Source organism: Methanobrevibacter sp. YE315 (assembly GCF_001548675.1).
In the GTDB taxonomy this organism is placed as follows: Archaea; Methanobacteriota; Methanobacteria; order Methanobacteriales; family Methanobacteriaceae; genus Methanocatella.
The window spans coordinates 86669-107900 of sequence record NZ_CP010834.1 but is presented as its reverse complement, the minus strand read 5'-3'; the positions used below and the strand labels follow the sequence as shown (position 1 = coordinate 107900).

Sequence of the window (21232 nt, the reverse complement as noted above, 5' to 3'; positions counted from 1 at the left end):
TCCTAATGTTTTATTTGTCCTTATATCTTTTAATTAAAGCCCCAAATAGGCAAATAAGTATTATCAATAATATTATAAGATACGCATTATTATTATCATGAAAAATATTAGACTGATTTTTAAGTATTGATTTGCCAACCCTGTCATCTGATTGGTTATTTAAATTGTTGTAACCTGCAAACGGCAATGTTGCGGAAATATCCTCATAACTATCTTGAGAAATTGAATTGCTATGCTGATGACTTCCATTATTTATAGAATCGCCCTCATTGAATTCCGGAAGAATTGTGATTTGATAGCATTCAGCTTCTGAAGTTTCAAAATTAAATAATGTAATATAATGCTGTCCGACACCCAAAAATGCGATATTGAATGATGCAAGGCCGTTGCTTTTTACATTTACATATGTCACGGATGAATCGTCAATTGCAACCCCAACCACTGTGTATTCAGGCAAGAATTCTCCATTTCCATCTACAAACTCCGCATAAAATGGAGTATGATTACCTAAAACTCTGACAATGTCTGTTGCATTGATAGTTGATAAAACTGTGTATGTTGTTTTTGCTGAAATGCCCAAGACATCTAATGAAACCGAATATACACCAGGATATACATAATTACTAAAACAAAAGCTTCCAACTCCATTTTCATCAGTGTACATCTCATAATTATTATTCAATGCATGAATACCAACTCTCTGATTAGCAATAATGTCCTTATCCCCTTCCAAATATACTTTTAAAGTCTGAGAATTACTGTAATAATCTTTTATTTCAGGTGCAACTATTGTCAAATTCAAAACATTAAATGTTTTTGATACGGATATGGATTCTAAGCCAGAATGAAAACTTACTTCACAGATTACATCGAATGTGCCGATTTTTTCAGCTGTTAACTCCATAATCGCATTTTTAGTATTATATTTAACTTCATTTGTCAAAGATGGATTTACAGTAAAGGAAATATAATTATTATCAAATTTAGCATCGAAAATTTCCCCAGTAAATAAGCTTCCATCAGATTTATAGAAACAAAGTGTTGCGGTAACGGTTTCGTTTATTATGAAATATTCTCTATTCAATACCAGATTAATTTTTAAAGGATCGCTGTCAGTATGAGGTTCATTTGATTCCCATGGTAAAAATTTCCATTCAATCAACTGGTCATTGCTTTTAGAAGGATTATTATTTCCCCACCAATTATTGTTTATTTTATCAAAGTACCCTGAGTTGAATACTGTTTGTCCTTGTTTATCAGCATCATTAAACAAGAAAATATTATTGGATAAAGTTAAATGAGAACTGATTGAATCCAAATACATTGCTCCGCCTCTATCGCCACAGTGATTGTAAGCGAATAAGCATTGTGTAAAGGTTATGTGATTTTCATCGTTGATATATATTGCGCCACCATCGTTTTTATTGGCTTCATTTCCAATAAATGATGCATATTTGACGTCTTTCATGAATTTGTTTGTGCGTATTGCGCCGCCCTTTGCATGTAACGCTTTATTATACATGAATGAAGAAGGTGTATTTTCTATTGTTAAGCCATTAGTTGCATAGATTGCACCACCACTATCCGCAGCAGTATTTCTATCAAAAACGCAATTATCTATAATCAGATGAGCCTTGGAATGAATCGCTCCACCATCACAATCGTTTAAAATTGAAGCTCCCTGTGCAAGATTATTACTGAATGTGGAATTTTGAATTCTGAGTTCACCGCCATCATTAAAGATTGCGCCTCCGTCCTGCCATGCATGATTATAGCTGAAAGTACAGTTCACAATAACATACTTGGCATCGGATTTTATGAAAATGGCTCCACCGTCATCATCATCATATTCATAACCGTCGGTCAATATCAAATTTTTCAATGTAACAGTTCCTTCACTGGAATAAAAGATTCTGGATGCGTACTGAGCGTCGATAGTATGTCCATGACCATCAATTACAATGTTTTTATTTATGGTAATTCCTTTTTGCTCTTTTTCAAAATCGTGTATAAAATACGCATAGTCCTTATCAAGATTTATAACCGAATTTGATGGCGCATTATCTATTATTGTCTGCAAATCTGTAAAGGTCCGATAATTGCTTTGGACAACTTGAACTACATTATCCGGTTCGGAGGACTCGTCAACAGTAAGGAAAGCGCCAGGGTTGGACCATCCCTTAACGGAAATATGATGAATGCCCACATCTCTTGGAGTATAGCTGCTTAACATTGAATTCTTATTTAAAACGGCTTGTGAAAATTCACCGGAATTGGTATGCACAAGATAATAATAATAGCCCAACATGGATATTTCGCCATTAACCTCATTGCCATAAGTTGAAACCAAGCTATATTCAACCGGAACAGACTTATTGACACCAGTTGTTGTAGAACCTAAAGTGATTCTCATTTTTAAAGGATCTGAATCATAATGTTTTTCTGTCTTTGTTACATACCATTCTATTAAATCCCCATTTCCGAAATTTGGCGTATCATGACCCCACCAATTTTGATAAATATTAGAATATTTTCCACAATTATAAACTGTACCACCCATATCAGCACGATTAGTAAAGAAAATATTATATGATAAAGAGATGGAAGAACTGCTTGAATCTAAATATATTGCACCGCCCTCATCAACACACATATTACTGTCAAAAAGACAGGATGTGACATCAAAATGAGATTCTTTGTTAACGTAAATCGCCCCGCCATCTTTTTCCGCATGATTATCTATAAAAATGGCATTTTTAACATTGGAAATATAATTTGTATATACCGCACCACCGTTAACCTCTGCCTGATTATATATGAATTTCAATGGGACATTATTAAAATAGATTTCTTTGTCACAATAAATGGCTCCTCCATCAGTTTTCGCATAATTCTCTTCAAAAGTGGATGGAAGATTAAACATAATATTATTTTTAGTGTAAACAGCACCGCCGTTTCCATCTTTAGCCTGATTTTTCACAAAATTAACTGAAGAGCTGTTGAATCGAATATCGCAATAGCTATAAATTGCACCGCCAGTTGATTCTGCGACATTTGAATTGAAATAGGATGGCGAACCTACAAATTCAAGGATATTATTATTATCTCTACCCTTATCGACATAAATTGCACCGCCATCATCATAGGCATAATTATCAGAAAAGCTGCAACCATCGATTTTCAATTCACAGGGTTTAGTAGTATAAGTGTCAAAGTAGATTGCCCCTCCTCTGCCATCATAGAAAACGCTTTTCTTTTCACATTTATTTCCATTGAAGGTACAATTTTTGAAATAGTACTTTGAGACAGTACTGGCATCGCGAGAATATAACATGACAGCACCGCCATAGGCATAAGCATAATTTTTGTTGAAGATGAGGTTGAAAGCAACACTATCAAATGTATAGGCATAAATTGCCCCACCGTAATAAGCTCCGTTTTCTGTGAAGATGGATTCCTTATCAGAAAAAGTAAGCCATCTGTTGGACCAAATGGCTCCGCCATAAGTAGCATAGTTTTGCATAAATTCACATTCTTCAAATCTCAAATCGCCGGAATTGGAAATTGCACCTCCATCTTCATCAGCTGTATTTTTAATGAAAATTGAATTTGTAATAGTTGAAATTCCCAAAGGAGTGTAACTGGTAAATACTGCTCCTCCTGCCTTTTCGGCACGATTGGATTCAAAATAACAGTTATCTATGACAGAATTAGAACATGATAAAACAGCACCTCCAAAATCCAAAAGGGCTGTATTCTGTTTAAAAGTAGAGTTTGTAATAAAAACTGTATCGCCCCAATTGGCTATAGCACCGCCACGATAAGCCTTATTGCCAATGAAAGTACAATTTATAATTTCAACAACGCCTTTGCCAGAAATATAAATGGCACCACCATCTTCCTCCGAATATCCGTTTTTAAACATGATATTCTTTAATGTGACTGTACCTTGAGAGCAAGTAATTAGACTATGTTTTCCCTGTCCGTCAATTATATGACCTTTACCATCAATTGAAATATCCTTATTAATTTTAATCGGAGCGCTTCCTTGAGTATAATCATCATCCAATACTATTTCAGAATACTTTTTAGCATCATCTACCTTTTTCTGCAAATCATCGAATTTTCCGGATTCTAAAGTCTGATTTTCTTCAGCGCAAACTGCAGATATTGTAATCAATAATAAAAGTAATGCAAAGATTACTTTAAATTTCATGTTATCCCATTGTATTATCCTTTAAAGAACAATTAAGTATATATACAATATATCAGTTATTACATATAAACTATAGCAAGTAATTATATTTTGCATAGGGTTAATGAAAAAAAATTTAAAATTTAAAACAGGCAGTTAACCAAGAAAACCAGCCAGCACACTAAAGATAACAATCATTGCAAATACTGCTGAAATGGCATTGACGATAGGCTTTGCCTGAGCTTCAGTCAATTTGTATGTCAATAATATTTCAAGCATATGCCCTCCGTCGAGAGGCTTGATTGGGAGCAGGTTAAACAGACCAATTCCCAAGTTAAGTGTAAAGATCCATTGGAATATATCAATTATAGTAAATAATGCCCATGGAAGAGGGCCTAAACTGTTATCTGCCAATTTGAAATGCTTGCCTGCCTGAATTCCGAAAAATCCTATTGATTCGTTGTTAGGATTTTTACCAAGCACGACCGAATAGTCTCCCTGGTCTGTTCCGACAGTGATATTGTCTCCAGGCTTGAATGAACCGACAAAATTCAGATAAGTTTGCGAATCGTTAATGACATGGCCGTCAATGGATTCAACAACCATTCCTTCCTTTAAAACACCGTCTGATGGGGAATCACCAACAATATGACTTATTTCAATTCCATCTTCAGCAAAGAAATGTGGAATCCCATAAGCAGCACCCATAACAATCAGAATAGCTATCAAAGCAAGAGTCATGTTTGCCATTGACCCGGCACCATAAACCCTTAAACGAGAGATTTTGCTGGCTTTTTTAAGTTCATCCTCATCGGGCTCTACGAAAGCTCCCGGAAGAATGGCAAAAAGCAGCAATCCTATTGATTTGATTGGAACTTTCTCACCTACACACTGAACTCCATGGGAGAACTCGTGCACAACCAAAACCGTAGCCAGAGCTATGAATCCGGATAAAAATGGAACAAAAATAGGTGATCCGGGAATTTCAACTCCGGGAATAACAATAGAAACGGAAGGTGCTTCAAGAGCTGTCTGAAGCGAACTGATCAATGTCCATGAAATGAAAATCATTGCGGCAAATGATATTACTATCCCAACATTCATATACCATTTCCAAAATTTCGGGGAAATATTGTTTATTCTAGATATCAGCCCTCTCAGCTTTGTAGTCTTCCACATGATGACCGGAAAGTTCAATTCCACACCATGATTTGACAGCTTTTCATGAAATATTCCGACCAATATCCAGATGACAGCAAAAGCTATCAAATAATAGTAAATACCATTCATTAAAATACACCATTACTTACCAAAGTAGTGAATCAAAGAAGACAACATCAACTATATCATCCTTTTGATATCCTTCATCATTTTCGTTGATTATGATATAGCTGTTCGCCTCAACCATTGACCTAATAATGCCAGAACCTCTATTGAGCACATGCTTTGCATGTTCATCATCAGAAACTGCACGTACGAAATCAGTCCTTCCAAGTTGTGAAGGTATTTTAAGTTGGGATACTCTTTTAACAATATGGAAATCAAAAGACCTGCCTTGCATTTCAAACAAATACTTTCTTGCAAACATGTCAAACTGGCTCATTGCAGCAACAGGCTGACCTGAAAAAGTAAATATCATCTTTCCATTAACTATTCCAGCACCCGCAGGTTTTCCTGGCCTAATAGCTACCCCATGGAACAATATTTCACCAAGCTCATCAACAACATCAAGGACAACATCTCCTTTACTGATGGCTGTTCCCCCTGTGGTCATGATTACATCATACTCTTCGCTAGCTTCCAAAACGGCTTGCTTCACTTCATCAAAAGTATCTCCTGCATGACCAATATCAGCAATAGCACCTGAATCCTCCACCATTGCCTTGATTGTGAACTGATTGGAGTTAATAATTTTAGCCTTATCAATCTCTTCCTTGGTTGGCTCTACCAATTCATTGCCTGTGATGATAATCTTGACTCTAGGCTTCTTAAATACTTTAACAGTATCATAACCCGCTGAGGCAATTAATCCCAACTCCTGGTATCTGATGAAAGTGTTCTTATCCAGAATCTTTTGACCCTTTTCAATGTCTTCAGATTTCGGACTCACGTTTTCACCTGGAGTCACTTGAGAATATATTGTTAACTCATCACCATCGCAAGTGGTATACTCCTTCATTATAACTGCATTTGCCCCTTCAGGAACTGGAGCGCCGGTAGCTATTACAATAGCTTCGTTTTCACCGACTTTTTTTGATGAGAAATCTCCAGCGCCGATTGCATCAATAACCTTCAATTTTTTAGGAGCGGATTGTGAAGCTCCAAAGGTATTTTCACCAATCACTGCAAAACCATCCATTGCGGATTTGTCGAATGGCGGTGAATCATGAAATGCAATTATATCTTCAGCTAAAACCCTTTTATGTGCTCCATATAATGGAATCTCTTCAATTTCCGTGATTTTCAGATTATCATTAACTAATTTAATCGCATTAGATAAAGAATCCAGTTTAGATAGAAACATGTGAAAAACTCCCCCAAGTTATTTAAGCCATGTACTGCTCAATAACACCATGATATGCATTATCTAAATCTTCAAAACTAAATTCATGACCATTAACGATTAATGAGTCACCTTTCACTTCACCAATGACACAAACATCAACATCAATTTGAGATAAAACATCATCCAATGCATCAGCTTTTACGGTTAAAATGTATCTGCCATGACTTTCTGAGTAAAGCAATTGAATTTTATCCAATTCATCATCTTTCAATTCAACTTCACATCCAAGCCCTGACTTAATGACCATTTCGGATAAGGCTACCGCCAAACCTCCTGCTGAAACGTCATGAACTGCTGTGATATTTTTATCTGCATCGTCATCGATTAATTTTAAGACTGTTTGACCATTAGCTACCTCATCATCAATTCTGATTCTTGGAGCTGTTCCTTTTTCTATATTGTGAATGGTTCTTTGGTACTCTGAACCTGTTAACTCATCATAAGTCTTACCTATTAAAATAATCTTATCCCCTTCATTCTTGAAGTCCATGGTCCTGATATTTTCAATATTTTCAACACCAATTACCCCTACAGCAGGTGTAGGATTGATTTTGATTCCTTCTGTTTCGTTATAGAAACTTACATTTCCGCTGATGACCGGCGCATCAAATTTTTCAGCCACCAAACTCATTCCTTCAATAGCTGTTTTAAATTGCCATAGGATTTCTGGAGTTTCAGGATTTCCGAAATTCAAACAGTCCACAACAGCATATGGGGTTGCACCCATGGAAATTACGTTTCTGATGGCTTCTGCAACACATCCTGCCGCTCCATCAAATGGAGACAGTTTGGTGTGGATTGTGTTTGAATCAGTAGTAAGCGCAATGGCTGTATTTTCATCAATTCTTAAAACAGCCGCGTCATCGCCAGGTTTTACAACTGTCCTTACTTGAACTTCATGGTCGTATTGTTTGTAAACCCACTCTTTTGAAGCGATATTTGGACTGGCCAATAATTTTGGTAAAGATTCATAAACTCCAGGTTCTTTAAGTTCAATTTTTTCTGTATCCTCTGGAATTTCGCAGATAGGTCTGTCGATTGAAGGTGGATCTGCCAAAAGGATAGTCGGCAAGTTAGCGATTTCTTCACCTTCATCTGAAATAATCATGTTGTTTCCTTCAATTACTTCTCCGATGATTGAGGATGCGATTTCATGTTTATCGCAGATTTGTTTTGCAAGCTCAACATCGTCAGGGTTTATGACAAATACCATCCTTTCCTGTGATTCTGAAAGCATGATTTCATATGGAGTCATTCCGGTTTCTCTTAAAGGAATTGCACGAAGGTCTACCAATGCACCGTTGCTTGAAGAATCAACAAGCTCTGAAATACAGCATGTGAGGCCTCCACCACCTAAATCCTTTACACCACTGACATTGATTTTTTCGAGGATTTCTAAAGAAGCTTCCAATACCCTCTTTTTGGTGAATGGGTCAGCCACCTGTACGGCCGGCCTGTCTTCTGTTTCACTGTCTGATGTCAATTCCTCTGATGCAAATGTTACACCATGGATACCGTCACGGCCTGTTGTTCCTCCCATCAAAAGGAATACATCGCCAATGTTCGGTGCTTCAGCGCGAACGATTTTGTCTTTTTCAACAAGCCCTACGCACATTACATTTACAAGAGGGTTTGTTCTGAATGATTCGTCGAATTCAATTTCGCCTGCAACGGTCGGAACCCCTACACGATTTCCGTAATCGGAAATTCCTTTTACAACATGTTCGAATAAGTATCTGGATTTTTCGTCTTCCAATGGTCCAAATCTAAGTGAATCTAAAAGTGCAATAGGCATTGCTCCCATTGAGATAATGTCCCTTAAAATTCCACCGATACCTGTACCAGCCCCTCCATAAGGTTCAATAGCTGATGGGTGGTTGTGGGATTCCATTCCTACTGCCAATGCATATTTGTCAGTTACGGATACAAGTCCAGCATCGTCACCTGGACCTAAAATAATATTTTCACCCTCGGTTGGGAAAGCCCTTAGGAATGGCCTGCTGCTTTTGTAGGAACAATGTTCTGAAAACATTACGTCAAGCATTCCTTCCTCTAATTCGTTCATTTTCCTACCAAGGATTCCTTCAATATATTCAATTTCAGAATCGGCTAAAGTCATTTTAACACCCTTATTTTTTAATTGAAATAATTACTTTTTCTCCTTCAATATCCCATTCTTTGGTATAATCTTTAGAATCTTTACTGCATTCTTCTGTGTCAGTGATAATTAAGCTTTTAGCTCTTACTTCATGAGATATGACTTCGCACTGCGGTACGATTAAGTCCTTGAATTCTGCTGAAGTTTCTACATCTACACTTATGTTTGCTTCAACATCAAGATCCAGTTCTTTTCTCATGTCCTGAATTCTTCTTATGAGTTCACGAGCCATAGCTTCCTGTCTGATTTCCAAGGTGATGTTTGTATTTACAAATACGTTTCCACCATCAAATTCAGAAGATACAAAATCATCTGGAAGTTCTGAATCGAACAATACTTCTTCTGGTGATAATTCAATTCCTTCAATAACTACGCTTCCATTTGCTTCAAGTTCAGCCTTGATTTGATTGCCGTCTGCAGTCTTCAAACCTTTAACGACTTTGCCCATGTCGCCTTTAAGCTTTGGACCTAAGATTTTAAGGTTTGGTTTTGCAATGAATGACAGTTTGTCAAATTCGCTGGCCCTTAAAACTTCTTTAGTATTTGACTGATCTTTGATAATTTCCTCTAGCTCTTCAATAGCTTTCAATACATCTTCATCTTGAGATACAACTGTAATGTCTGAAACTGGCCATCTAAGCTTGTATTGTGCCATGTCACGTGCTCTGATTGAAGCCTCAATCACTTCGCGGGCAACATCCATTTTTGCTTCCAATTCAACATCAATCGCATCTTCGTCATATCCCCAATCGTTCATATGAATGCTTTCAGGCGCATCAGGATTGACGCCTTTAACAAGGTTTTCATAGATTTCCTCTGATATGTGAGGAGCTATTGGACATAATACTGATATTAATTTGACAAGCGCTGTGTATAAGCTGTAATATGCGCCTAATTTATCCGGATCATCGCTTTCAACCCAGGTTCTTCCACGGATAAGCCTTACATACCAGCGGCTCAAGTCTTCCAAAATGAAATTATTTATTTTTCTTGTCGCATTGTGGAAGAATAACTTATCCAAGTCTTCAGCCACTTCTTTTACCAGAGTATTTGCTTTGGATATTATCCATTTGTCTTCAGGCCTTAAGACCATCTTGTCTTCTGTAAGGCCAGTAGGGTCGAAGTTATCCAAGGACATGTAAGTGGTTGAAAATACGTATACGTTCCATAGGATGTTGAACATTTTGTTGATGTTCAATAGCTCTTCCCATACGAATTTCAAGTCATCCCATGGTTTTGAAGCCCATAACAGGTAGAATCTTAAAACATCCGCTCCGTACTTTTCAATCACTTCTTCCGGAGACACGACATTTCCTAAGGATTTGGACATCTTATTTCCGTTTTCATCTAATACAAATCCGTGCATTAAAACTTTTTGATATGGACTTTTACCCATTGAAATTACTCCAGTACCGAGTTGTGAGTAGAACCATCCTCTGGTTTGGTCATGGCCTTCTGTAATAAAGTCATAAGGGAACCAATCTTCAAATTTATCCTTTTCTTCCGGATAGTAAAGTGAAGCCCATCCAGCTACTCCTGAATCAATCCATACATCCAATACGTCAGGAATTCTTTTGATGGTTTGGCCACATTTGTCACATTTCACTTCAACTTCATCGACATATGGCCTGTGTATAAGTTCAGCATCGCTGACAGTGATTTCATTTAAGGATTCTTGTTTTAACTCATCAAGAGATCCTATAACCTTGATTTCACCACAGTCAGGACATTCCCATATAGGAATTGGAATACCCCAGAACCTTTGTCTTGAAATTGTCCAGTCACGGGCATTGTCAACCCAATCATGGAATCTTCCTTCACCGGCCCATTTAGGTACCCATTCGACGTTGGCAATCTCATCAAGCATCTTTTGCTTAATGTCTGTTACTTTCAAGAACCATTGTTTTGTAGCACGGTAGATGATAGGAGTTTTACATCTCCAGCATACACCGTATCTGTGTTCGATGGTTTCTGATCTGTACATCAAGCCTTTATCTTCTAAATCCTTGATGATTTGAGTATTTTCATCTTTTGTAAATCCGTCAGCATATTTTCCTGCATCCTCATTGAAGCATCCGTCTTCGCCTACAGGGCAGAATATTGGAATTCCGTTAGCTTGACCAACTTCAAAATCGTCAGGACCGTGTCCTGGTGCTGTGTGCACTAAACCTGTACCTTCGCCAAGTTCAACATGGTCTCCGGACAGGACTTTATGGACTGAATCTATTTCATCGAATTCAGCATGTTTTGGAACTTCATCCATAAGAATGTAGTCATAGCTCATTCCAATGAGTTCTTCGCCTTTGACTGTTTTGATGACTTCATACATTACTTCTTTTTCTTCAATGATTTGGTCTTCTTCATCTTCTGATTCGGCAGGGATTTTGGTTCTGTGAATTTTAACTTGACGGCCTAAAACTGTTTCCATTAAGTTTTCAGCTAAAATATAAGTTTCTCCGTCTTTTGAAACGTAAACATAATCGAATTCAGGGTTTGCACAAATTGCCATGTTTGCAGGCAATGTCCAAGGAGTAGTTGTCCAAACGAGGAAATAGGTATTTTCTTCACCGCGAACCGGGAATTTAATGTAAATAGACGGGTCTTCCTTTTCTTCATATTCAATTTCTGCAGCTGCAAGAGCAGTTCCACAGTGAGGACACCAGCTGATTACCCTTTGGTCATTTACAAGTAAATCCTGTTCATTTGCTCTTTTAAGTGTCCACCAAGAGGATTCCATGTATTTCGGATCCAAAGTCATGTAAGGATTTTCCCAATCCATCCAAACGCCCAATTGGTCGAATTGCTCTTCCATAGCCACTTTGTTTTCCAAAGCAAATTCCCTACATTTATCGACGAATTTGTCTATTCCAATCTCTTCGATTTCCTGTTTGGATTGAATGTTAAGTAAATGCTCTACCTTGTTTTCAATCGGCAAACCATGCATATCCCATCCGGCTTGTCTTCTTAAGCTAAATCCATTCATGGATTTGTATCTGAGATAGGTGTCCTTAATAACCTTGTTCCAAGCTGTACCTAAGTGTATTTTACCACTACAATAAGGAGGACCATCTAAAAATGAATATCTTGGACCTTTTTCCCTAAGTTCATTAACCTTTTTGAAAGTGTCATATTCCTTCCAGAATTTTTGCACTTTCTTTTCTATTTTATCGTGATTATATGATTTATCTGCCTCTTTTATTGGCATTGTAACTCCTCTGAATTAATATTATGTCTTTAAATTAAAAAATGAACAATACAAAAAACCGAGATGTACTCTACGGATATTGCTCACATATATAACATTATACTATATATTATCTACTACATACTATATTAACTTATCATGACCCTATTTTTTCTGGAAAAATTTGATATAAAATAAAGATTAAAAATAACATTATGGGATTTCACAGAAAATACAATTCACTATTCAAAGCCGTAGACAATATGATAAAGCTATACAAGATTTACAAAGATAAGGATGATTCCAAAAAATCCGAAGATGGTAAAAAATGAAAATACTTTATTTAAGTGATTTCAACTGTCCTTATTCATATATCGGCCTGAACCGAATAAAAAACGTTTGCGATGAACTGGATTTGGACGCGGAATGGGAAATGAGATCATTTGAACTTGAACCTGATTCCAATAACGTCCCTGCCGTTGAAAGGCACGCCATCAAAAACGGATTGTCATTAAACGACGCGAGACGAGAAATAGAAGACCTGGAAAAAATAGCCAAGGCCGAGGGTTTAAACATCAACTACAGAGATATGGTCATCAATAGCTCAAAAGATGCCCACAGACTTGTAAAATACGTGCAGGACAAATATCCTCAGATAGCTTTGGAACTTGTTTTTAAAATATTTGAATACAACTTCATTAGAAATGAAAATATCGCAAACCATGACGTTTTAAAAAAAATAGCTTCTTCCTGCGGATTGGATGAAAATGAAATAAGAGAATTTCTTGAAAAGGATTCGCTGAAAATCGAAGTGTATCTTGACATGGATGAAGCGCTATCCAATGGAATAACAACAATTCCCTATTATTTCCTATATTACAAAAATGAGCGGCTGATAATACCGGGAGTTTTCGAAAAGGAATATTTCAAAACTGCTTTTAAAGACTTATTAAGTGGGGAAATAAGAAACAAAACATTCATTTAAATCAATATTGCTTTAAACTTATTAAAAATTTAAATATTTTAAAATAAAGAATATTAATTCATGATTTTTAACAGAACAACTTATGAATTAATCAATATGGAAATCAGATATGCAGATACTTTTTTTAAGCGATTTAAAGGATTGATGCTGAAAAAGGATATTGACTTCTGCATGGTATTCACCAACCTTGAGGACTCAAGCATCCACACCCTATTCATGAGATTTGAAATCGATGTCTATTTTCTAGATGAAAAAAAATCAGTCGTCGACAAGACAACGTTAAAGCCCTGGAGATTCTATAAGGGAAAAAATCAGGTAAAATACGTTTTAGAAACAAAAAAAGATATTTTAAAAATAGAAATAGGTGACGAATTAGATTTTATCTAAAATTTCGTCAGGAGTTTCGAAAATCTGAATATTGTCAATACTTGTCAACTTGCGAGTATTTTCAATGTCAATATCCCTCATGTAGATTGTAATGATTTTGCCTTCGGAAATTGCATCATTTGGACATGTGTTTCTGCACAATCCGCAACCGATACATTTTGTCAAGTCTATTTCCTCATGTGGAATAATAGCTCCCTGTTCACAGGCAAGAGCCGCATAACACTCATCGCAGTTTTCGCATTTGGACAATTCCATCTTGGACGGCAAGACAGTGTCAATTGGTCCCGGATGAATGTCAACCGGCACCATATAAACCGGAACGGCACCTTTTCCAGATTGCGCAACGGCGTTGGTTACTAAAGTATCGGCTATTCCGTAAACTATTTTTGAAACGGTGTTTGCTGTGGCTGGTGAAACTATCAATAGGTCATATTTGCCTAAGGACAGGCGACCTGTTATTGGATATGAAAATTTTTGGTTTGAATCAGTGGCTAGCTCACGATACTTTCCGCCAGTGAGTGCAACAACACGGTCATAAAGCCCATACATTTTAAGGACCTCTTCTGCAGCCCCTGATAAAAATATAGTGACTTCATGCTCGCCGGCTAATTTTTCAGCCGCTATTACTGATTCACGTAGTAAATGACCAGCTCCAGTAAATGCAAATCCGATTCTCATTTTAATCTAAAGTGTGATATTGGTAAGCTTCTCTGTCGGAGAATGAATAGTCAAGTTTTGTGTATTGGTTCATGAATTCAGCTACTTCATCAGCAATGTCTTCCTTATCAACTGCAACACGTTTGATGAATTCTGCAACTTCATCCATCTCTTTTTCTTTTAAACCTCTTCTTGTGATTTCCTGAGTACCTATCCTGATACCGGATGGATCATCGGAGTTGTCCCTGTTGTCTCCAGGCAAGAGGTTTTTGTTTAGGATAACATTGTTGTCAGCTAATTCCTTTGCAATGTCTGATGCTGATCTGATGTTGGTTAAGTCTACTGCGATTTGGTGAGACTCGGTGAATCCTAAATCTTCACATAACACATTGAATCCTCTTTCATACATTGCCTGACCTAATGCTTGAGCGTTTTTGATGATTTGTTTAGCGTAAGCTTCACCGAATTCAAGCATTTCAGCAGTTGCAATGCCTAAACCAAGCAAGTGGTGTAAATGGTGGTTACTTACTACACCTGGGAATACCGCTTCATCAATACGTTCTTCGTTTTCTTTGCTTGAAAGAATGATTCCTCCTTGAGGACCCGGGAATGTTTTGTGGGTACTTCCCATCATTAAATCTGCTCCTTCTTTAAGAGGTTGTTGGAATTGACCTCCTGCAATAAGACCTAATACGTGTGCTCCATCATACATGACAGTAGCTCCAACTTCATCAGCTGCTTCACGAGCTTCTTTAATTGGATGAGGGAATAAGAATAAACTTCCACCGAACAAGATTATTTGTGGTTTTTCTTCTAAAATCTTTTTGTTCATTGCATCAATGTCAATGTTCATTACATTCTTATCCAATGGGTGGAAAACAGTTTTAAGACCACGAATACCGGCAGCACTTACATCAGCATGGGAAATGTGACCTCCTGATGGTACTTCCAATGCCATTACTTTATCACCAGGTTTTCCAAATCCGAAAAATGCTGCAAGATTTGCTGTTACACCGGAAACCGGTTGAACGTTAGCATAATCACAGTCATATAATTCACATGAAAGTTTTTTGGTTTTATCTTCAATTAAGTCGATATATTGGCATCCTTCATAAAATCTTTGGAATGCTTGTCCTTCAGCGTATCTGTGAGCAAAATCTGTTGCTACAGCTTCAGTTACTTCTACACTTGTTACGTTTTCAGAAGCAATAAGGTTGATACTGTTCCTCATATATTCAGTATGTTCTTTTGCGATTTTCTCAAAATTTAAAATTTCGTCATGATAATTAGTCATTTACTACACCTAATATCCAATTAAATTATTATGCTATAATTTTTGTAAATCATTTAATATAATAGTTATGAAAAACCGTGTTTTTAAAATAAAAATAATTCTGAAAATTAAAAATAAACAAAAAATGAAAAAATAAAACTATAAAAATAAAAAAAATATGGAAACTTATCCTCAAAGAGGAAAGTTTTAACCTTTAATGTATTTTTTCAAATCTTCGACTTTGTCTGTTTTTTCCCATGGAAGACCTTCAATACCGAAGTGACCGTATTTAGCGGTTTGCTTATAGGTAGTGTCCCTTAATCCTAATGTTTCGATGATTCCATCAGGAGTTAATTTGAAGTTTTCACGTACGATTTCCTCAAAGGTCATGTCTCCAATATCGGCTGCGGTACCATAGGTGTCTACCATAATTGAAGTTGGTTCTGCAACTCCAATCGCATAGGATAGCTGAATTTCACATTTTTCAGCAAGTCCGCTTGCTACAATGTTTTTTGCGATGTATCTTGCCATGTAGCATGCGCTTCTGTCCACTTTGGTACAGTCTTTACCTGAAAATGCTCCTCCACCGTGGCGGGCATATCCTCCATAGGTATCTACAATGATTTTACGTCCTGTTAGACCTGCATCTCCATGAGGACCGCCTATTTCGAATTTTCCGGTTGGGTTTATGTGTTCTTTGGTATTTTCTGTCATCAATTCATCTGGAATGACTGCTTTGAAGAGCTTTTCGCGAATGTCTTCTTTTAGTTGTTCCTGATTCATGGACATTGTCTCATCATGCTGGGTTGACAATACCACTGCATCAAGTGAAACGACGTTTCCGTCCTTATCGTAGTTAACGGATACTTGTGCTTTTCCGTCAGGCCTTAAATATGGAATCTCTCCGCTTTCTCTAAGTTGGGTTAATTTGTTGGTTAACTTGCGTGCAAGGTCGATTGGGTAAGGCATTAATGATTCTGTTTCGTTGGTTGCAAAACCGAACATCATTCCTTGGTCACCTGCTCCAGTTTCTTCATCTCCACGATCTACGCCTTGGTTGATGTCTGCAGATTGTTCATGAAGTCTGGATACAACTTCACAACTGTGGCCATCAAATTTTAAATCAGGATTATCATAACCGATTTCGATAATTGTATCCCTTATAATCTTTTCAATTTCATCATTACCTATATGGGCTTCAGAAGTTATTTCACCGAATACCATACAGAAATCGGTTGTTACACAGGTTTCACATGCAACATGTGAATTCTTATCTTGTTCCATGTATGCATCTAATATCGCATCAGAAATAATATCAGCAACCTTATCAGGGTGTCCTTGAGTTACTGATTCTGATGTAAATGTCCTATATACTTCGTTCATATCATCACCAATAGTCTAAGTTAAATCATCATTATAATACTTAAATTGAGAGAATGTATTACTATTTTAACTATTCTATATTGTATATATCTTAAATATTATATATAAATTGTTGAAAATTACGAAAAAAATAGGAAATCCTTGATTTTTTATGAGAAATCAATTTAGAAAAAAAGCTGTAAAATCAAAATTGGAATTATAAAAAAAATAAAAAAAGAAATAGAGAAATTAATCTCTAAATCTATTTACCTAAGTCTTCAAGAGCAGCACTGATTTGTGCCATAATTTGCTCGGTTTTGAAGTGTTGTTGGTTCATAGCACCAGATGGACATGCACCTACACAAGTACCACATCCTTTACATAATGCGGAGTTAATTTGTGCAAATTCTTTTCCACCTACACCAGTTGCGATTGAAATAGCATCAAATGGACATAATTCAACACATACTTGGCAAGCACCACAAACAGTCTCATCGTTAGATGCAATAATAGGTTCGATTTCTACTTCTCCTCTAGCCATTGGGATTGCTGCTCTGGATGCTGCAGCTGAACCTTGTGCTACGGAGTCAGGAATATCTTTAGGACCTTGAGCTACACCAGCAATGTAAACACCGTCAGTTAAGGTGTCAACAGGTCTGAGTTTTGGGTGAGCTTCCATGTAGAATCCGTCTGCAGATCTGGAAAGACCTAAGGTTTGTCTGAGTTCGTCAGATCCAGCGGAGTGTTCGAGACCTACACTTAATACAACTAAATCGTAAGTGTATTCAGTTACTTTACCGAGTAAAGTATCTTCTGCTCTGATAGTTAAGGTTAAATCATCGTTTTCGAAGATTTGTGCAGGTTTACCTCTGATAAATTCAATACCGTATTTTTCTTGAGATGTTTTGTAGAACTCTTCATATCCTTTACCGAATGAACGGATATCCATGTAGTAACAGGTTACTTCGGTGTCAGGTTCGTGGTCAATACATAATTGAGCGTTTTTCATGGAGTACATACAACATACTCTGGAACAGTATGGTTTACCGATTTGTTCATCTCTTGAACCTACACAGTGGATGAATGCAACACGTTTAGGTTCGATACCGTCGGAAGGTTTGATAACGTGTCCACCGGTAGGACCGGATGCGTTAATCATCCTTTCAATTTCCATAGCAGTAATTACGTTTGAGAAACGGCCGTATCCGTATTGGTAAATTCCGGATGGGTCGAATGGGTCGTAACCGATAGCAGCAACGATAGTACCAACTTCTAATTCAATTTCTTCAGGTTGTTGGTTGTGGTCGATAGCATCAGGTCCACATGCTTGTACACATAAGTTACATTCGATACAGTAGTCTTTATCGATAGTTGCACATAATGGTACAGCTTGAGGGAATGGGATGAATGCTGCTTTTACCATACCTACACCTTCGTCGTAGTAGTTAGGTATTTCGATAGGACAAGCTTCTTGACAGGATCCACATCCAGTACATAAAGCTTCATCTACATATCTAGGTTTTTTCTCAACTTTTACTTTGAAGTTTCCGATAAATCCGTCAACTTCTTTAACTTCTGCGTAAGAAATTAATTCGATGTTTTCGTGTTTTGCACAGTCTACCATCTTAGGTGCTAAAATACACATTGAACAGTCAAGAGTTGGGAATGTTTTATCTAATTGTCCCATACGTCCACCGATAGTTGGGTTTCTTTCTACTACGTAGGTTTTGAATCCCATATCAGCTAAGTCCAATGAAGTTTGAATACCTGCAACTCCACCACCGATAACTAATGCTTTGTTATCTACTGCTACTTTGGTAGCTTCTAATGGTTCGAGTAATCTTGCTTTTGCAACAGCCATACGTGTTAAATCTTTAGCTTTTGCAGTAGCTTCTTCAGGTAATTCCATGTGTACCCAGGAGTCTTGTTCTCTTAAGTTAGCAAATTCAAACAAGAATTTGTTTAATCCTGCTTCTTCTACACATCTACGGAAGGTAGGTTCGTGAAGACGAGGAGAACATGCTGCTACAACAATTCTGTTTAATCCTTTTTCCTTAATGTCCTCTTGAATCATAGCTTGACCCGGATCGGAACACATATATTTGTAGTCGGTTGCGTAAACGACGTTAGGTAATGACTTCGCATACTCAGCAACGTCAGGACAGTCGACTACTCCACCAATGTTTACACCACAGTGACAGACGTAAACACCTATCCTAATTTCTTCATTATTTATCTCTTCTGCCATATAATTCACCTTGTACAAGTCGTGAAAAATATCTAATATATATAAAAAATTGCAATTTTAAAAATAGTTATAAAAATTTTTACATAGTATTAGATATACTAATGTAGTAAATACACATTTATAAAGCTTTCTATCAAAAACTTGGAGTAAAGTTTATATATGATGAAATAAACAAAGCTTAAAATCGCCCTTAAATATTAAACTAAGAATATACAAACATATTCAAAGCAAATAAGGGCAAATCTTGATTATTTGATTAAATAATAAATTTAGGTTAATTAAAATTTTAAATTTTTTGACTATAATATCATGATAATCAGCGGAAGTGTAATCAAAGAGATTACAGTGTTGATTAGTATACAATCCGATGTCAATTCATAATCCAGTTTGTATGTTATGGCAAGCAACAGAGACATCATTCCGGATGGCATTGCAGCCTCAACAATAGAAACCTTATACTGAAGATCAACCAAACCCAATTGGGATGCGATGACAAATGCAACGAATGGGAAAAATGCAAGTTTCATGACAGAAGTAAACGCAATCATTGATTTGCTCCTGGATATTGCAGAAAAGTCAATGGACAATCCCAAAGCAATCATTATCAACGGAATGGCACCCTGACCCAAATAGTTAATGGTATTGTCCAAAACAGGCCCAATAGGAATGCCGCATGAATTGAAAGCCAAACCCAAAACCACAGCCCACAAAGTCGGAAACAGCAAAATCTTTTTTAATGCTGTTTTTATAGTGCCTCCGAATCTCAAAATTAAAAGGAAAGACAAGAATAAAAAGATACATAAGGTTGCCATGTCACAAAATATGGCCCTTAAGAATCCTTCCTGACCGAAAATTCCTAAAGTAACCGGATATCCCATAAAACCAGTATTGGCAATCATGACTGTTACTAAAACAGACCATAGCCTTACATCATCAAATCCTAATCTCTTCAAGACAAAATAGGAAACTGCCCCAGTAACTAAAGACGAAACAATGACTATAAAAGGCAAAATTCCTAATTTTGGAATCAAGGACAAATCAGAACTGTAAATCGCATGAAAAATCATGCAGGGCAATAGAATATACATTACTATCTTATTAAATGGATCAATATCACTTTCACTTAAAAAATCAATTCTTTTAAGAAAATAACCCAAAGCAATCATTAAGATGATTGACAAAATAGTAATTTCAATATTATTCATAATTATAATTAATTAAAAAAAAGTATTTAAAATTTAATAAAAAAAGAAAAAAAGTTAAAATTAGCTAACGATACCTTCGCTAGTAATTTTAAATACACATTCACCTTCAGGCAAATGAGGTGAATCGACTAAACGTGCAATTCTTTTTCCGGCCAAACCTTTTTTAAGCCAGATTCTGTAAGTGGAAGCGTGACCTAAAACGTGACCACCAATAGCTTTTGTAGGACTTCCAAAGAAGGAATCTGGTTTTGCTTGAACTTGATTGGTAATGAATACAGCAACATTGTATGTATTAGCGATTTGTTGAAGTGAATGTAAATGCTGATTTAATTTTTGTTGTCTTACAGCTAATGATTCCCTTCCAACATATTCAGCTCTGAAATGTGCCATTAATGAATCTACAATGACCAATTTAATATTAACACCACTTTGGATAAGTTCATTGATTTTATCCACCATTAAGATTTGATGTGAAGAGTTGAATGCACGGGCAACATGGATTTTGTGTAATACTTCATCAATATCCAATTCAAAACCATTTGCGATTTGTTCAATTCTTTCTGGACGGAATGTATTTTCAGTATCGATGAATACACATTCACCATCAAGACCACCAAGCTCTTTAGGTAACTGTACTGTTACGGCCAATTCATGGGAAATTTGACTTTTACCTGATCCGAATTCACCGAATACTTCAGTGATAGATTGGGTTTCAATTCCTCCACCGATTAAATCATTGAATTCTTGGCTTCCAACAGTAATGTGACCAACATCTCTTCTTCTTTCAAGTACATCGAATGCAGTTTCAAAATCAATGTTTTCAGCTCTACGTGCAGCTTCAATTACTTTTTCAGCGACACCTTCACCAATTTCTGCTTTAACAGATAATTCTTTTGGAGTAGCAGTAGCTAATCTCATCATATCAGCGAAACCTGCATCTACTAATTTTTCTGCTGTTTTTTCACCAACACCAGGTAAATCACTCAATTCAACCATAATAATCATTCCTCAC

At 36.6% G+C, this 21232-nt stretch carries 13 protein-coding genes; 2 read left to right on the top strand and 11 right to left on the bottom strand.

Annotated elements, in window-relative coordinates:
- Nucleotides 1-10 precede the first annotated feature (10 nt).
- The 5 genes from TL18_RS00425 to ileS all read right to left on the bottom strand — a co-directional run bounded on the left by TL18_RS00425 (nucleotide 11) and on the right by ileS (nucleotide 12124).
- Nucleotides 11-4216 (bottom strand): right-handed parallel beta-helix repeat-containing protein, encoded by a 4206-nt coding sequence (locus TL18_RS00425; RefSeq protein ID WP_067039726.1) that lies wholly within the window; start codon nucleotides 4214-4216, stop codon nucleotides 11-13.
- A 135-nt stretch (nucleotides 4217-4351) separates the two neighbouring features.
- A complete protein-coding gene (locus TL18_RS00420) occupies nucleotides 4352-5485 on the bottom strand; it encodes a site-2 protease family protein (RefSeq protein ID WP_067039724.1) in 1134 nt (377 codons plus the stop codon).
- 16 nt (nucleotides 5486-5501) lie between these two features.
- The gene (gene glp, locus TL18_RS00415; RefSeq protein ID WP_067039722.1) at nucleotides 5502-6719 is read right to left on the bottom strand and encodes a gephyrin-like molybdotransferase Glp; all 1218 of its coding nucleotides are present in this window, start codon (nucleotides 6717-6719) and stop codon (nucleotides 5502-5504) included.
- Between the two features lie 22 nt (nucleotides 6720-6741).
- Nucleotides 6742-8880, bottom strand: coding sequence for a phosphoribosylformylglycinamidine synthase subunit PurL (purL, locus tag TL18_RS00410; RefSeq protein ID WP_067039720.1), 2139 nt, complete (start codon nucleotides 8878-8880; stop codon nucleotides 6742-6744).
- A gap of 10 nt (nucleotides 8881-8890) precedes the next feature.
- On the bottom strand, nucleotides 8891-12124 hold the full coding sequence (gene ileS / locus TL18_RS00405) for an isoleucine--tRNA ligase (RefSeq protein WP_067039718.1): 3234 nt from the start codon (nucleotides 12122-12124) through the stop codon (nucleotides 8891-8893).
- 307 nt (nucleotides 12125-12431) lie between these two features.
- Between ileS and TL18_RS00400 the strand changes: the two genes are divergently transcribed.
- Complete coding sequence (locus tag TL18_RS00400) at nucleotides 12432-13088, top strand: DsbA family protein (protein ID WP_067039716.1); 657 nt, start codon at nucleotides 12432-12434, stop codon at nucleotides 13086-13088.
- Between the two features lie 60 nt (nucleotides 13089-13148).
- On the top strand, nucleotides 13149-13475 hold the full coding sequence (locus tag TL18_RS00395; protein WP_067039714.1) for a DUF192 domain-containing protein: 327 nt from the start codon (nucleotides 13149-13151) through the stop codon (nucleotides 13473-13475).
- Here the strand turns inward: TL18_RS00395 and TL18_RS00390 are convergent.
- From TL18_RS00390 to radA, 6 genes are all read right to left on the bottom strand, one after another.
- Nucleotides 13461-14153: a dihydromethanopterin reductase (acceptor) gene (locus TL18_RS00390; RefSeq protein ID WP_067039712.1), complete on the bottom strand. Its 693-nt coding sequence runs from the start codon at nucleotides 14151-14153 to the stop codon at nucleotides 13461-13463. The genes TL18_RS00395 and TL18_RS00390 overlap by 15 nt on opposite strands.
- A 1-nt stretch (nucleotide 14154) precedes the next feature.
- Nucleotides 14155-15426 (bottom strand): serine hydroxymethyltransferase, encoded by a 1272-nt coding sequence (gene glyA / locus TL18_RS00385; RefSeq protein ID WP_067039709.1) that lies wholly within the window; start codon nucleotides 15424-15426, stop codon nucleotides 14155-14157.
- Between the two features lie 186 nt (nucleotides 15427-15612).
- The gene (gene metK / locus TL18_RS00380) at nucleotides 15613-16788 is read right to left on the bottom strand and encodes a methionine adenosyltransferase (protein WP_067039706.1); all 1176 of its coding nucleotides are present in this window, start codon (nucleotides 16786-16788) and stop codon (nucleotides 15613-15615) included.
- Nucleotides 16789-17029: 241 nt separating this feature from the next.
- Nucleotides 17030-19015, bottom strand: coding sequence for a CoB--CoM heterodisulfide reductase iron-sulfur subunit A family protein (locus tag TL18_RS00375; RefSeq protein WP_067039703.1), 1986 nt, complete (start codon nucleotides 19013-19015; stop codon nucleotides 17030-17032).
- A gap of 299 nt (nucleotides 19016-19314) precedes the next feature.
- A complete protein-coding gene (locus tag TL18_RS00370) occupies nucleotides 19315-20220 on the bottom strand; it encodes an AEC family transporter (RefSeq protein WP_067039700.1) in 906 nt (301 codons plus the stop codon).
- Between the two features lie 60 nt (nucleotides 20221-20280).
- Entirely contained in the window at nucleotides 20281-21216 is a 936-nt protein-coding gene (radA, locus tag TL18_RS00365) for a DNA repair and recombination protein RadA (protein WP_067039697.1), read from the bottom strand.
- Between the last annotated feature and the right edge of the window lie 16 nt (nucleotides 21217-21232).

Excerpts from the sequence above, each read along its gene's own strand:
- purL (WP_067039720.1), bottom strand. The coding sequence starts at position 8,880 with ATGACTTTAGCCGATTCTGAAATTGAATATATTGAAGGAATCCTTGGT.
- TL18_RS00375 (WP_067039703.1), bottom strand. The coding sequence starts at position 19,015 with ATGGCAGAAGAGATAAATAATGAAGAAATTAGGATAGGTGTTTACGTC.
- TL18_RS00370 (WP_067039700.1), bottom strand. The coding sequence starts at position 20,220 with ATGAATAATATTGAAATTACTATTTTGTCAATCATCTTAATGATTGCT.
- radA (WP_067039697.1), bottom strand. The coding sequence starts at position 21,216 with ATGGTTGAATTGAGTGATTTACCTGGTGTTGGTGAAAAAACAGCAGAA.
- metK (WP_067039706.1), bottom strand. The coding sequence starts at position 16,788 with ATGAACGAAGTATATAGGACATTTACATCAGAATCAGTAACTCAAGGA.
- TL18_RS00390 (WP_067039712.1), bottom strand. The coding sequence starts at position 14,153 with ATGAGAATCGGATTTGCATTTACTGGAGCTGGTCATTTACTACGTGAA.
- TL18_RS00420 (WP_067039724.1), bottom strand. The coding sequence starts at position 5,485 with ATGAATGGTATTTACTATTATTTGATAGCTTTTGCTGTCATCTGGATA.
- glyA (WP_067039709.1), bottom strand. The coding sequence starts at position 15,426 with ATGACTAATTATCATGACGAAATTTTAAATTTTGAGAAAATCGCAAAA.
- ileS (WP_067039718.1), bottom strand. The coding sequence starts at position 12,124 with ATGCCAATAAAAGAGGCAGATAAATCATATAATCACGATAAAATAGAA.
- glp (WP_067039722.1), bottom strand. The coding sequence starts at position 6,719 with ATGTTTCTATCTAAACTGGATTCTTTATCTAATGCGATTAAATTAGTT.
- TL18_RS00400 (WP_067039716.1), top strand. The coding sequence starts at position 12,432 with ATGAAAATACTTTATTTAAGTGATTTCAACTGTCCTTATTCATATATC.
- TL18_RS00425 (WP_067039726.1), bottom strand. The coding sequence starts at position 4,216 with ATGAAATTTAAAGTAATCTTTGCATTACTTTTATTATTGATTACAATA.
- TL18_RS00395 (WP_067039714.1), top strand. The coding sequence starts at position 13,149 with ATGATTTTTAACAGAACAACTTATGAATTAATCAATATGGAAATCAGA.